Here is a 13,014-nt window from a genome sequence, read left to right as displayed (position 1 = left end):
GGCTACGATTGCAAACCATGCGCCCCATCGAACACCCCGCCCCCGCTGCGCTGCGCGGAGCCCGAGTCTGCGCAGTGGTGGCATCCTTTACCTTGGTGCTCTCCGGGCTGGTGCTGCTCGCACACGCGCGGCGCTTTGACGCTGGAGCAGCGGTGGCGATGCTCAACATCATCGGTGGGGTGATGGTGGCCGCCCTTTCCACAAAGCTCGCACACTCCGGCCGGAAATTCCTCGTGCCCGCGGCGGTGCTCATGGTGGGTAACCTCAGCGCGGTGCTCCTCGGTGTGGAATCGTGGTGGCTGGTGGGCAACGCCCTGCTGCTCGCGGTCATAGCTCTACTGCTGAACAGTGGCGCAGTGGCGCGCTATCAACAACTCATCCATCTGCAGGAGACCCCATGAATCACGGTGCCCAGGACTCGCGCGTTGGCGGCGAGGCACAGCCACACCAGGACGCCGCGCAAGCCACCGCCAACACCAGCACAGCCACGAATACTGCCGTCGGTGCTGACGCTGCCGTTGAAACCGCCATCGAACAGGCGAAAACCGCTGCCGCGCGCGCCGGGGTAGACACGGGGACCTTCCTTGCTCAAACCGCAGGCGGGGCAAAGCACGGTGCCACCTCATGGAGTTTCCGGCTCGGTGAACTGCAGTCCGCGGCGAGCATCGGGGAGATCGAGGCGGCGCTGGAGGAAATCGAGGGCGTGCGCGCCAAGATTGTGTATGAAACCCACATGGCGTGGGTGACAGCGCCGGGCAAAGTGGATCCGCGGGATCTCATCGCGGTGTTCGACGCCGCCGGCGTCCCAGCGCAGCTATCAGAGTCCTCACTGCAACGACGCATGGCGTGGGCCGATGTGGAAGAGGGCCGGCACACCAGAGCGTTGCGTCGGCACCGACGCCGCAACGCGGCCAAAGCCCTGGCGGAGCAGGTGCAGCGCCACGCCCCTGCGGCAGTGAGTGAGGCGGAGGTCTCCAACGTACTGTTCACCGCCCGGGCCCTGGTTACCAAGCGTCGCCTCTGGGTGAGCGCGGTGTTCACCCTGCCAGTGCTGCTCATCAGCTTCTACCAGCAATTGCAGTTCGACTATTGGCAGTGGGTCCTCATGGTGCTCAGCATGCCCGTGGTGTTTTACGGTGCATGGCCTTTCCACCGCGCCTGTATTGCGGGGTGGCGCCGCGGCATGTCTGCGCTGGATGCCCCGAGTTCTCTTGCCATCATGTCGGCCTGGCTGTGGACGGTGGTGATGATGCTGTTCACGGCGATCGGCGAGCCAACGTACCGCGCCAACCCCTTATGGACAACCATTGACCCCACCCGCTTCGCCGGCGGCGTGCTCTTCTTTGACGTCGCCTGCGGCATGACCCTCATTCTCCTGGCGGGCAGGCTGTTCGTGCGCAAGTCCAGGGTGAGCTTGGTGGAGCAGTTCCGCCGCTTCCGCCCCGACCCCGCCACGGAAGTAGAGGTGGTGCGCAAAAACCGCAAGACCGGCGAAATCACCCACACCCACACCAAGCTACAGAAACTGAACGTGGGTGACGACGTCCTAGTGCCCGCAGGCAGCATCGTGCCGGTGGATGGCCGCGTGATCGGTGGCGCCTCTACCCTCAAAGCCGGGCTGATCGGCATCCCCAAATACGAGGCCAAGGTAGGTAGCACCGTGCTCGCGGGCAGCCTGAACCAAACCGCACAACTCAAAGTGCGCGTGGAAAACACCGGCCACCGAACCTGGGTAGCGGCCGTCCTGCACTGGGTCATCAGTTCCCAACACTTCCAAACACAAGCGGAGGGCATTGCCACCCGTGCCGCATCCAACCTGGTACCGATCTCACTCACTGTGGCCGGGGTGAACTTCGCCCTCTGGGCGCTGGTGACGAATAACCTCAACCAGGCTTTCGCCACCACGCTGGCGGTCCTCGGGGCGGTGGCTCCGCTGTCCATCGCAGTCTCCGCAACCATCGCTGTGCGCCAGGGCATCGAGGGAGCAGCGCGCGCCGGGGTGCTCATCCGCGACGGCGCCGCGCTCAAGGCGCTGTCTCGCGCTGACACCGTGATCTTCAACAGGGTCGGGGCGCTTTCCGACGGCGAAATGCACGTGGAAAGCATCACTGCAGCGCGCGGAGAGAATCCAGACATGGTGATCCGTGTGGCGGCAGCCCTGGCAATGGAGTCGGATCACCCGGTGAGCAGGGCCCTGGTGCGTGCCGCGCGTGAATCGCGCGACGCCGTCCATGACCCCAACATCCCCACCTGGTTGGAGGCCAGCCACCTGGAAATTGATGATGAGGGTGACTTCCACGCCACCATCACCATTGACGAACGCCCCACCGAGGCCATCCTTTGGCGGCCCAAGAACCTCTCGGACCTCACAGGCCGCCTTGCGGCCGCGGCCGTCGCGGGCGGTTCCCCGCTGGTGGTCCGGTGGAAGGGGGTGGACCGCGGCGTCGTGACGCTCCATGATGATCCCAAGCCGGACGCTCTCGAGGCCGTGGATGCCCTTGAGGGGCTGGGCGTGGAGACCATGATGCTCTCCAGGGACACTTACCCCGTGGCCCGACGCTACGGTGATTCCGTGGGTGTGTCCCACGTGCTGGCCGGTGTACAGCCGGCGAGCAAGGCCCAAACCGTGCGCGGTGTGCGGGCACACGGCGCCCAGGTGGCCATGGTGGGTGACACCTCCGTGAACGCCTGCTTCCAGGTGGCCAACGTGGGTATCCTCTCCGGTGCGCTCAAGCAGGTGAAGAACCCCAGCGAAATGGAGCAGCTCGCCGCGGACGTGGTGATTCTCGGCTCCGAAGTGACCCCCATACCGAAGCTGGTGCGCTTCGCCCGCCGCCTGCAGCGCCTTGTGAAAATTAACCTGCTCACCGCCTGGGTGTACCACATCGTGGTGCTGGTGCTGGCCGTCGCGGGAGTGCTGCATCCGATGCTCGCCACAGTCTGTATGCTCGGCATCACCCTTGCTATCGAGTTCCGTTCCCAGCGTGCGCGTGCACTTCTGGCATGATGAAACACATGACAGCACCTCTCCTTCAGGCCGCAGCCGGCGCAACCCCGACGCGCCGCCCCGTATGGTTCATGCGTCAAGCAGGGCGTTCCCTCCCCGAATACCGTAAGGTCCGCGAGGGCATCCCCATGCTGGATAGTTGTTTCATGCCGGAGCTGCTTGCCGAGATCACGCTGCAACCGGTGCGCAGGCACGACGTAGACGCCGCGATCCTGTTCTCTGACATCGTGGTGCCCCTCAAGGCTGCCGGCGTGGACCTGGACATCGTCGCGGGCCGTGGCCCGGTGGTGGCCCACCCAATCCGCACTGCGCAGGACGTGGCCAACCTGCCCATTCTGGAGCACGAGGTAGAAGAAGTAGCCCAGGGCATCCGGATCATCAACGAAGAACTCACCGACGCCCAAACCCTCATCGGCTTCGCCGGTGCGCCTTTCACCCTGGCCTCCTACCTGGTGGAGGGCGGCCCGAGCCGCAACCATGAGACCACCAAGGCGATGATGCACGCCGAGCCCGCCCTCTGGCACTCCCTCATGGAAAGGCTCACACCAACGATCATCGCCTTCCTGCGCACGCAGATCGAGGCGGGCGTGGAGGCCATGCAGTTGTTCGATTCCTGGGCGGGCTTCCTCACGGAGCGCGACTACCGCGAACACGTGCTGCCCTACAGCCAGCAGATCTTCGCTGAGGTGGGCAACATGGGATCGGCGCCGGTTCCGCGGATCCACTTTGGTGTTGCCACCGGCGAGCTGCTGCCCGCGATGGCCGAGGCCGGCCCAGACGTTGTGGGCGTGGATTGGCGCACGCCGTTGGATACGGCTGCACGTCGGATAGCCCAAGCTACCGGCCCCAAAGTCCTGCAGGGCAATCTTGACCCCGCGCTGCTGTTCGCCGGCGAGAAGGTGCTTGCCCAGGAGATCGCGCGGATCTGCGAAGAGGCGGACCGCGCCATCGAGCAAGGTCATGCCCTGGGGCACATCTTCAACCTGGGCCACGGGGTGATCCCCAGCACGGACCCAGATGCGATAACCCGCGCGGTGGAGCTCATTCACCAGCACTAACTCACTACTTCAGATAAGGGAAGCAGCAATGCGCATTGCGATCATCGGCGCAGGCCTAGCTGGCCTCACCGCAGCGTACGAAATCCACAAGCTCAACCCCCAAGCGCAGGTGAGCGTCTTCGAGGCGGCGGACCGGATCGGCGGCAAGCTGCACACGGTGGCCTTCAATGCAGGCCCCACGGACATGGGGGCGGAGGCCTACCTGGCATTTCGCCAAGACGCCACGGAGTTCTTCAAAGAACTTGGCCTTGGTGAGGCCCTGCGCAGCCCTTCTGGCCTGCCGTCGCTGCTCTACGCGGGCGGTAGGACACACGAAATGCCCGAGCGCTCCCTCATGGGCATCCCCGCAAGCAGCGAAGGCTTGGAGGAGCTTCTCGACGACGCCACGTGCGCACGCATCGACGCCGAAGGGGCGGCGCCGGGGATCGAGTGGGATGCAGATAGTGATTGCAGTTTGGGGGCGCTCGTGCGCGAGCGCTACGGCGACCAGGTGGTAGACCGCGTGGTCTCGGCTTTGCAGGGCGGGGTGTATTCGGCATCGTCGGACGATCTGGGGATTCGTGCCACGGTGCCGCAGCTCGCGGCAGCCTTCGACGCGCTCGCCGCCGATGGGAAGCCCGTGACCTTAAGCGGTGCGGTTGCTGGGCTGCTTGCCGATAGGGAAGCGCGCAACAAAGCCCGCGGCTACAAGCCTGCAGTGTTCGCGGCTTTTGAGGGCGGCTACGCCGAGGCCTATGAGGCGCTGGCAGAACAGTCCGGAGCGGAGATCCACATCGATGCTTTCATTTCCTCCGTGAGCAAGAAGGGCGAGCAATTTCTGCTCAAAGGCGCGGGCGATTCCCAGCCCTTCGACCGCGTGCTCTTTGCCACCCCCGCCCCCACCACCGCGATGCTTTTGCGCGACCTTTCCCCCGAGCTCTCTGAGACGCTGCGCAGCATCAAGCTCGCGAGCTCCGTCGTGGTGGGCATGAGGTTTGCCAGCGCCACCGGCTTGCCAGACAACTCCGGGATCCTCGTGGCCCTGGATGAGCCCGACGTCCACGCCAAGGCATTCACCTTCTCCTCCAAGAAGTGGCCACACCTGGACCGCGACGGCGGCGCACTGGTGCGCGCCTCCTTCGGGCGCTTCGGCGACGATGCCATCACCCGCGCCGAAGAGGACACCCTGGTGGACTACGCCCTCGACGACCTCCAACGCATCACCGGCTTCGATGGCCGCGCAGCCGGCCTCGAGGAAATCTACGTCCAGCGCTGGTTTGGCGGCCTGCCGGTGTACGGGCCGGAGCACCTGGCAACCGTGCGGCGCGCCAAGGAGCTGGTGGCCCAGGTGCCTGGCGTCGGCGTCGCGGGTGCTTGGGTGGACGGTGTGGGCGTGCCGGCCGTGATCGCGCAGGCACGCCAAGCCGCAGCCTCCCTCATGAGCTAGTCCATGAGGGGATACCCCCAACTTTCGTTTGAGGTGAAATGCCCTACAATGGCAGGCATGCCTGCTTCACCTGTAGATCGTTCAGCCCAACTGTTTCGCCGCGCCGCAGAGCTCACCCCAGGTGGAGTGAACTCTCCGGTGCGCGCTTTCGGCTCCGTGGGTGGCCAGACTCGCTTCATCCGTGAGGCCAAAGGTTCGCGCCTGGTGGATGTGGACGGCAACGAGTACGTGGACCTGGTGTGCTCCTGGGGTCCGATGATCCACGGCAACGCCCACCCAGAGGTGGTGCGCGCTGTGCAGGAGGCCGCGGTTTCCGGCTTGAGCTTTGGCGCTCCCACTGAGGCTGAGGTACAGCTCGCGGAGATGATCGTGGAGCGTACCTCAGTTGAGCAGGTGCGTATGGTGAACTCGGGTACGGAGGCCACCATGTCCGCTGTGCGCCTGGCACGCGGGTTCACGGGCCGCACCAAGATCCTGAAGTTTGACGGCTGCTACCACGGCCACGTGGACGCCCTGCTCGCCGCCGCGGGCTCGGGGCTCGCCACCTTCGCGCTGCCGGATTCCCCTGGTGTGACCGGCGCGCAGGCGGGCGATACCATCGTGGTTCCCTACAATGATCTCAGCGCCGTCCGTGAGGCTTTTGCCCAGCACCCTGGCGAGATCGCCTGCATCATTACGGAGGCAGCCGCCGGCAACATGGGCACCGTCGCTCCTCATGAGGGATTCAATGCGGCCCTCAAGGAGATCGCCCATGCCAACGGCGCCCTGCTGATCCTTGATGAGGTGATGACTGGCTTCCGGACGTCGGAACGCGGATGGTTCGGCGTGGACGGCGTGGCGGGCGACCTCACCACCTTCGGCAAAGTCGTCTCCGGCGGCCTGCCCGCTGCGGCTTTTGGCGGGCGCAAAGACATCATGAGCCATCTTGCACCGCAGGGCCCCGTGTACCAGGCGGGCACGCTGTCCGGCAATCCCGTTGCGATGGCCGCGGGCATGGCCAGCCTCAAGCTTGCCGACGCCGCCGCGTATGAGCAGCTCGGCAAGAATGTAGAGCGCCTCACCGCCCTCATCAGCGAGGCGTTGACCCGCGAGGGCGTGGCGCACCACATCCAGCGCGCAGCCACCATGTTCTCCGTGCGCTTTGCCGAGGGCGAAGGCCACAATTTCCAGGACATGAAGGCCGCGGACACCTTCCGTTTTGCCCCCTTCTTCCACGCCTTGCTGGAACATGGCGTGTACGCACCACCGAGCGCCTTTGAAACCTGGTTCGCCTCCACCGCGCTCGGGGATGACGACTTTGAGCGAATCGAAGCGGCCCTGGCACCAGCGGCACAAGCAGCAGCGGCGGCAGCCAAATGAGCAAAGAAACCACGATCGTCCACCTGATCCGCCACGGCGAGGTGTACAACCCCGAGCGGATCCTCTACGGCCGTATCCCCGGCTTCCACCTCAGTGACCGGGGCCGCAAGCAGGCCAAACGTGCCGCCGAGGCCTTCGTGGGCCACGACGTCACCCTCCTCATGGGCTCCCCGCTGCAGCGCGTGCAGGAAACCGCGCAGCCCTTCGCGGAAATCACGGGCCTCACCTTGGAAACTGACGAGCGCCTCATCGAGGCCGGTAACCGTTTTGAGGGCCTACACGTCAAGGGTGTGCGCTCCCAATTGTGGAACCCCATCCGCTGGCCCCTCATGAGCAATCCCACGCTACCCAGTTGGGGTGAGCACTACGTGGACATCGCCGAACGCATGATGGAAGTGATTGGTGAGGCGCGGGAACGCGCCCAGGGTCACGAGGCCATCCTGGTGAGCCACCAACTGCCTATCGTGTGCGTCCAGCGCCATGTGCTGGGCAAATCCCTTGCACACAATCCTGCAGCCCGGCGCTGCAACCTCGCAAGCTGCACCTCCCTCGTCTACCGCGGCGACGAGCTCATCGATTACATCTATACGGAACCCGCACAGGAGCTGTACTAAATGAAACGAGCAGTGCTTGCAACCTTTGCCGCGGCCAGCATAGTGTTGGCCGGCTGCCAGGGCGCGGCTGGCGACGACGCCGTAGCCGTAGGAGGCACCTTTCAATTCCACTCCCCAGGTGGGCAAACGGACATCTTCTACGCAGAAGAGGAGCGCGCTCCTATCCAAAACCTGCAAGGGGAGTGGCTCCAGGAGTTGGATCAGCAAAAAACATTGGACCTGGCTGAATACGAGGGCCAAGTGGTGGTCCTCAACGCCTGGGGCCAGTGGTGCGGCCCCTGCCGCAGCGAAAGTGACGACCTCCAGGAGGTCCACGAGCACCTCCAGAGCACGAACCAAGGCACCGTCTTGGGCATTAATGTGCGTGATTACAACCCGGACATTTCCATGGACTTCCTCACGGACAACGGCATCACCTACCCCTCCCTTTATGACCCGCCGTTCAAGACTGCGGCGCTGCTTGGCGGCGTGCCTGCGTCGGTAGTGCCTACCACCATTGTCCTGGACAAGCAGCATCGCCCTGCCGCGGTGTTCCTGAGAGAGATCACTGCTGCTGACGTGATCGCAGTGACAGACACCCTGGCGTAAGGCGCGGCGATGGATATTGGTGCGCAGTTTGCGGAGCTAGCGGCTTCCGGGCCGCTGCTGTTGGGGTTGCTTGCAGCGGCCATTGCGGGCCTGGTGAGCTTTGCCAGTCCGTGCGTGGTGCCGCTCGTACCCGGCTACATGAGTTACCTCGCCTCCGTGGTGGGAGCGGAGATGGAGGGCGAGCATGTGGCGCGTTCCGGGCGCTGGCGTGTGGCCGGCGCGGCGCTGCTGTTCATCCTCGGCTTCACCGTGGTGTTTGTGCTGGCCACCGTCACTGTGTTCGGTGCCATCAGCGCACTCACCTTAAACGCCGAGTTGCTCATGAGGGGAGGTGGGGTAATTACCATCCTCATGGGCCTCGTGTTCATGGGGGAGGTACCGCTGCTGCAAACCAAACGCGGCTTTGCCCCGAGGCGTTGGACTTCCCTGGTGGGCGCCCCGTTACTCGGTGGGGTGTTTGCGCTGGGGTGGACGCCGTGTTTGGGGCCCACGCTGGCGGCGATCATCTCGGTGTCTGCGGGTACGGAGGGGATGACCGCGGCGCGCGGCGTGCTGCTGATCGTGGGCTACTGCCTGGGTCTTGGCCTGCCGTTTTTGCTGGTGGCTCTGGGTTCGGCGAAGGCGATGCAGGGCGTGGGGTTCCTGCGGAGGCATTCACGCACCATTCAGATCATCGGTGGCGTGATGCTCATCTTGGTGGGCGTGGCGCTGGTGTCTGGCCAGTGGGCCGTGTTCATTAACTGGGTGCGCCAATGGACCGTCGCCTACGGCGCAACGCTGGTGTAGCTGAACTGCTGAAGCGCGCAATTATTAAAGGAGAATGGTGAACATTTTTGGCATGGCCGTCACGGCGCTGAAGAAGGCCTGGCATTGGCTGACCAGCATGCGCACCGCACTGATGCTGCTGTTCGTGTTGGCGGTGGCGGCGATCCCAGGCGCGTTGCTGCCGCAGCGCTCCCTCAACGAATCCAAGGTAATCGAGTACATCCAGGCTAACGGCAAGGTCGCGGAGATCTACGACAAGCTCCAGCTCTTCGACGTCTTTTCCTCCACCTGGTTCACCGCCATCTTCACGCTGCTGTTCTTCTCCCTCATCGGCTGCATCATCCCTCGCTCTTGGGACCACTACAAAGCGATGAAGACCCCGCCGGTGCGCGCGCCGAAGGTGCTGGCACGCATGCCGCACCACGGCAAGGGGAGCGTGGAGAAGCCCATTGACGCCGTTGCCGAGGACATTCGTGGGGTACTGAAGGGCTGGCACCTCGCCGAATATTCCCCTCATGAAGACCGCGCTGGGGCCCGCTCCTTCGCTGCGGAAAAAGGCTACCTGCGTGAGTTCTTCAACCTCACGTTCCACTTGGGGCTTGTGGGAATTTTGGTGGCGGTGGCCGTCGGAAAGCTCTGGTCCTACGAGGGGCAGGTCATCATCATTGCCAGCGACGACCCCAATCAAAACTCAGAGTTCTGCAACACCGCAACCGCAAACTTTGACTCCTTCCGGGCGGGAGCGCTTTTCGACGGCACCGGTCTGCATCCTTTCTGCTTTGTTGCCCATAGCTTTGTGGCGGACTACCTGCCAACCGGCCAGGCGGAGATGTTTACCTCGGAGATTTCCTATGCCACGGGAGAGGAGATGTTCACCGACCCCGAAACCTGGCAGGACTACACACTGAAGGTGAACCATCCGTTGCGCCTCGCCGGCGACCGTATCTACCTCCAGGGTCACGGATACGCGCCCACGTTCACGGTGACTTGGCCCAATGGCGAGCAACGCACCCAAACTATCCAGTGGCAGCCCACGGACCCCACCTTCTTCTTGAGTTCCGGCGTGATGCGCTTCGACCCACCCGCCGGCCTGTACCCAGACCTGTTTGAGCGCAGGCAACAGCAGATCGCCATCCAGGGCCTGTTCGCTCCCACCGCTCAGTGGGAGGGAGACTCCGGTTCCCTTCTCACCTCAAGCTTCCCTGCCATGACGGACCCCGCGGTGGCTATCGACATTTACCGCGGCGACAATGGCCTGGACACCGGTCGCGGCCAATCCATCTTCGAGCTGGACCCCTCCCTGATCCAGGCGGGCCAACTGCAGCGCGTGGACAGGGTAAACCTCACGGTGGGGGAGCAGGTCACGCTCGACGACGGCACCCGCATCACCTTCGACGGCGCCCAAGAGTTTGCCAATTACCAAATCAGCCACGACCCCTCCCAGAACTGGGTCCTGCTGTTCGCCCTGGTGACAATTGCCTCCCTCTCAGGCTCGCTGTTTGTGAAGCGCCGCCGCATCTGGGTGCGCCTGCGCCCGGTGACCGACTCCGTCACCCTCGTGGAGACCGCGGGCCTGGCCCGCACCGACCGCGCCGGGTGGGGCGAAGAGTACGAACGTGTTCATAGGGGGATCCTGGGTTTGCCCGAACCGGACGAAGAAGACTAATATCCACCCATAGTTTGAGAATCTTCCCCCAACTTTTGGGGGAATAACTGTGCGATCAACTTTCAGGCCATAAGGACCTCCCCATGAACGTGAATACCACACTGGCATCCGCCTCCGACTCGGCATTCGCCGGCGCCTTTTTTGTGTACCTGATCGCACTGGTGCTCTCCATCTTCCACACCTCCAAGGTGCGCCAGATCGTGGACGCCAAGCGTGAGGATGCCCCAACGGACGTGTTGGAGCAGAAGGCCAACAAGCTCGCGGGCATGACCCAAACGATGGTGTGGCTGGGCGTGATATTCCACATCGCGGCTGCGGTGCTGCGCGGAGTGTCCGCCAACCGATTCCCCATGGGCAACCTCTATGAGTACGTGCTGTCCATCACCGCGTTGGCCATGGCGATTGCCTCCATTTACCTGCAGCGTAAAGACCTGCGTGTGATGTGGCCCTGGGTCCTCACCCCCGTGCTCGCCTTGATGTTTTACGGTGCGGTGAAGCTGTACTCTACCTCTGCGCCCGTGGTGCCGGCGCTGCAGTCCATCTGGCTGCCGATCCACGTCACCACCGTTGCCCTGGGAGCTTCCATTGGCCTAGTTTCCGGCGCGGCTAGCTTGCTGTACTTGCTGCGGATGGCACAGAAGCCGGGGGAGGAGCGCGGCCTACTAGGTCAGATCGCAAAGCCCCTGCCGAGCGCCAAGACCCTCGACGCCATCGCCTACCGCACCGCCATCGTCACCGTGCCAGTGCTCGGCCTAGGCATCGTTCTGGGCGCAATCTGGGCAGAGGCCGCCTGGGGTCGCTTCTGGGGCTGGGATCCTAAGGAGACGGTCTCCTTCATCACCTGGATCTTGTACTCGCTGTACTTGCACGCCCGCGCGACTTCCGGCTGGCGCAACGCCAAAATGGCTTGGATTAACGTCGCGGCGTTTGCCACCATGATTTTCAACCTGTTCTTCATCAACATGGTGGTCTCCGGCCTGCACTCCTACGCTGGCCTCAACTAACCTTCTTCCCGCCCTTCTTCCCTGCGCCGCTGCTCTTCTTGGCGGCGTCGTTTTTCTTCTTCCGCCCTGCGCTGCTTGAATCTATCGCGCTCGAGGCGCCAGAGGAACTCTTCATCGTCGTCCGGGCCTTTAATGGCGGGAGGCTCGGGGGCGGCGTTGCGCTTCCACGAGCTCGGCCCAAAAGCCTTCCACACGAGCACAACGGCGGCGATGAGCAGAAGCAGAAGAATGAGGCGTCCCATGAGGGTCCTTTGCGCGCTAGAAAACGGATAGGGCTTTCCATGCTACCTGCGGGTAGGCTTTCGGCTATGGATACACCGGATTCAGATTCTCACTTGGGGGCGCAGGCGCGTAAAGCCGCCGCCCTGTACGGTTTGGCCCGCTTAGGGCTGTTCCTTGCGCTGACCGTGGTGATTCAGGGCATCGCGATGGCCACCGGTGCCCCCGTGCCGCTGCTCATCTCCGCGACGCTCGCGCTGATCGTTGCAATGCCGCTGTCCATGTTTGTGTTCAAAGGCCTCCGCGAGCGCGCGGCCAGCGCCGTTGCCCTGTGGGACCAACAGCGCAAGGCCCGCAAGCAGTGGGTCAAGGAGGAGCTAGCCAAGCGCTAGTGCAGCCGTGGTCAGGAGCGCCCACACCACCATCGCGCGGCCCGTCGCCCCGAGCACGCCGATCAGCTCACGCCCCACCGCGCCCGCACGCACAGGCCGCGCCGCCACCAGCAGCAGAGGCGCTGCGGCGAGGCCCACAAGGCTCCAGGGGGTAGCCAGGGCAAGAAGTACCGACGCCACCACCGGGACCATCATCAGCACGGCGTAGAGCGTGCGCGTATGCGGGTCGCCCAGGCGGACGGCCAGCGTGATTTTGCCCGCCTCGGTGTCGGTGGGGATGTCGCGCAAATTGTTGATGAGGTTCACTCCGGCGCTCATCGAGCCGATCGCTACCGCGCACAGCAACCCCACCCAACTGACCACGCCGGCCTGCGTAAACTGCGTGCCGAGCACCGCCACGAGCCCGAAGAACACGAACACCGCAACCTCGCCGAACCCCCGATACCCGTATGGATTCTCGCCGCCGGTGTAGAACCACGCCGCCACGATGCACCCGGCGCCCACCAGAATGAGCCACCACGAGCTCATGAGGGAGAGGGCGATGCCCGTGGCGCCGGCCACCCCAAAGGCTACGAACGCCGCGCGCTTCACATGCGCCGGCCTGGCGAGCCCCGAGCCCGTGAGGCGCAGGGGGCCGGTGCGGTCTTCGTCGGTGCCGCGGATGCCGTCGGAGTAGTCGTTGGCGTAATTGACGCCCACGATCAGCGCCCACGCCACCACTGCGGCGAGTAGCGCCCGAGGCGCACTGAACCCCCCCTCATGAGCAGCGGCGCCGGAACCCACGATGACCGGCGCAAACGCATTCGCCCATGTGTGGGGCCGCGCCCCCTCAAGCCATTGAGCTGCGGTAGGGCCTTTGGATTGTTCAGCGTGCATGCGCACTATTGTCCCGCACAACGTGCGCCAGCCCAAAACC

At 64.2% G+C, this 13,014-nt stretch carries 13 protein-coding genes; 11 read left to right on the top strand and 2 right to left on the bottom strand.

The window, feature by feature from the left end:
- Positions 1 to 17 precede the first annotated feature (17 nt).
- The 10 genes from NQ018_RS02660 (at position 18) to ccsB (ending at position 11,487) form a co-directional block, all read left to right on the top strand.
- On the top strand, positions 18 to 401 hold the full coding sequence (locus tag NQ018_RS02660) for a hypothetical protein (protein WP_257058174.1): 384 nt from the start codon (positions 18 to 20) through the stop codon (positions 399 to 401).
- A 272-nt stretch (positions 402 to 673) separates the two neighbouring features.
- A complete protein-coding gene (locus NQ018_RS02655) occupies positions 674 to 3,007 on the top strand; it encodes a heavy metal translocating P-type ATPase (protein WP_373566885.1) in 2,334 nt (777 codons plus the stop codon).
- Positions 3,008 to 3,015: 8 nt separating this feature from the next.
- Positions 3,016 to 4,065 (top strand): uroporphyrinogen decarboxylase, encoded by a 1,050-nt coding sequence (gene hemE, locus NQ018_RS02650; RefSeq protein WP_257058167.1) that lies wholly within the window; start codon positions 3,016 to 3,018, stop codon positions 4,063 to 4,065.
- Between the two features lie 28 nt (positions 4,066 to 4,093).
- The gene (locus NQ018_RS02645) at positions 4,094 to 5,491 is read left to right on the top strand and encodes a protoporphyrinogen oxidase (RefSeq protein WP_257058164.1); all 1,398 of its coding nucleotides are present in this window, start codon (positions 4,094 to 4,096) and stop codon (positions 5,489 to 5,491) included.
- 57 nt (positions 5,492 to 5,548) lie between these two features.
- A complete protein-coding gene (gene hemL / locus NQ018_RS02640) occupies positions 5,549 to 6,850 on the top strand; it encodes a glutamate-1-semialdehyde 2,1-aminomutase (protein WP_257058162.1) in 1,302 nt (433 codons plus the stop codon).
- Complete coding sequence (locus tag NQ018_RS02635; RefSeq protein ID WP_257058160.1) at positions 6,847 to 7,464, top strand: histidine phosphatase family protein; 618 nt, start codon at positions 6,847 to 6,849, stop codon at positions 7,462 to 7,464. The genes hemL and NQ018_RS02635 overlap by 4 nt, the downstream gene beginning before the upstream one ends.
- Positions 7,465 to 8,052 (top strand): TlpA family protein disulfide reductase, encoded by a 588-nt coding sequence (locus NQ018_RS02630; protein WP_257052995.1) that lies wholly within the window; start codon positions 7,465 to 7,467, stop codon positions 8,050 to 8,052. It begins immediately after the preceding gene.
- 9 nt (positions 8,053 to 8,061) lie between these two features.
- Entirely contained in the window at positions 8,062 to 8,838 is a 777-nt protein-coding gene (locus tag NQ018_RS02625; RefSeq protein WP_257058158.1) for a cytochrome c biogenesis CcdA family protein, read from the top strand.
- Positions 8,839 to 8,872: 34 nt separating this feature from the next.
- Complete coding sequence (locus NQ018_RS02620) at positions 8,873 to 10,483, top strand: cytochrome c biogenesis protein ResB (RefSeq protein WP_257058157.1); 1,611 nt, start codon at positions 8,873 to 8,875, stop codon at positions 10,481 to 10,483.
- Positions 10,484 to 10,566: 83 nt separating this feature from the next.
- Positions 10,567 to 11,487: a c-type cytochrome biogenesis protein CcsB gene (gene ccsB / locus NQ018_RS02615; protein WP_257037439.1), complete on the top strand. Its 921-nt coding sequence runs from the start codon at positions 10,567 to 10,569 to the stop codon at positions 11,485 to 11,487.
- On the opposite strand, the gene NQ018_RS02610 is transcribed toward ccsB, so the two are convergent.
- A complete protein-coding gene (locus NQ018_RS02610) occupies positions 11,484 to 11,729 on the bottom strand; it encodes a hypothetical protein (RefSeq protein ID WP_257052987.1) in 246 nt (81 codons plus the stop codon). The two genes, ccsB and NQ018_RS02610, sit on opposite strands and share 4 nt — an antisense overlap.
- Before the next feature lie 66 nt (positions 11,730 to 11,795).
- On the opposite strand from NQ018_RS02610, the gene NQ018_RS02605 reads away from it, so the two are divergent.
- Positions 11,796 to 12,098 carry a DUF4229 domain-containing protein gene (locus tag NQ018_RS02605; RefSeq protein WP_257037441.1) on the top strand — a complete coding sequence of 101 codons (303 nt, stop codon included), beginning with the start codon at positions 11,796 to 11,798 and terminating at the stop codon, positions 12,096 to 12,098.
- On the opposite strand, the gene NQ018_RS02600 is transcribed toward NQ018_RS02605, so the two are convergent.
- Positions 12,084 to 12,974, bottom strand: a complete 891-nt coding sequence (locus tag NQ018_RS02600) for a 1,4-dihydroxy-2-naphthoate polyprenyltransferase (RefSeq protein ID WP_257058156.1) — start codon at positions 12,972 to 12,974, stop codon at positions 12,084 to 12,086. The two genes, NQ018_RS02605 and NQ018_RS02600, sit on opposite strands and share 15 nt — an antisense overlap.
- Positions 12,975 to 13,014: the final 40 nt, after the last annotated feature.

The sequence above is a fragment of the Corynebacterium kozikiae genome (genome assembly GCF_024580965.1).
GTDB lineage: Bacteria > Actinomycetota > Actinomycetes > Mycobacteriales > Mycobacteriaceae > Corynebacterium > Corynebacterium kozikiae.
This window is presented reverse-complemented; position numbering and strand designations above follow the sequence as displayed.

What these genes read in the sequence shown, in the direction of transcription:
- NQ018_RS02660 (WP_257058174.1), top strand. Translation starts at nt 18, where the DNA reads ATGCGCCCCATCGAACACCCCGCCCCCGCTGCGCTGCGCGGAGCCCGA.
- hemE (WP_257058167.1), top strand. Translation starts at nt 3,016, where the DNA reads ATGACAGCACCTCTCCTTCAGGCCGCAGCCGGCGCAACCCCGACGCGC.
- NQ018_RS02645 (WP_257058164.1), top strand. Translation starts at nt 4,094, where the DNA reads ATGCGCATTGCGATCATCGGCGCAGGCCTAGCTGGCCTCACCGCAGCG.
- hemL (WP_257058162.1), top strand. Translation starts at nt 5,549, where the DNA reads ATGCCTGCTTCACCTGTAGATCGTTCAGCCCAACTGTTTCGCCGCGCC.
- NQ018_RS02635 (WP_257058160.1), top strand. Translation starts at nt 6,847, where the DNA reads ATGAGCAAAGAAACCACGATCGTCCACCTGATCCGCCACGGCGAGGTG.
- NQ018_RS02630 (WP_257052995.1), top strand. Translation starts at nt 7,465, where the DNA reads ATGAAACGAGCAGTGCTTGCAACCTTTGCCGCGGCCAGCATAGTGTTG.
- NQ018_RS02625 (WP_257058158.1), top strand. Translation starts at nt 8,062, where the DNA reads ATGGATATTGGTGCGCAGTTTGCGGAGCTAGCGGCTTCCGGGCCGCTG.
- NQ018_RS02620 (WP_257058157.1), top strand. Translation starts at nt 8,873, where the DNA reads ATGGTGAACATTTTTGGCATGGCCGTCACGGCGCTGAAGAAGGCCTGG.
- ccsB (WP_257037439.1), top strand. Translation starts at nt 10,567, where the DNA reads ATGAACGTGAATACCACACTGGCATCCGCCTCCGACTCGGCATTCGCC.
- NQ018_RS02610 (WP_257052987.1), bottom strand. Translation starts at nt 11,729, where the DNA reads ATGGGACGCCTCATTCTTCTGCTTCTGCTCATCGCCGCCGTTGTGCTC.
- NQ018_RS02605 (WP_257037441.1), top strand. Translation starts at nt 11,796, where the DNA reads ATGGATACACCGGATTCAGATTCTCACTTGGGGGCGCAGGCGCGTAAA.
- NQ018_RS02600 (WP_257058156.1), bottom strand. Translation starts at nt 12,974, where the DNA reads ATGCACGCTGAACAATCCAAAGGCCCTACCGCAGCTCAATGGCTTGAG.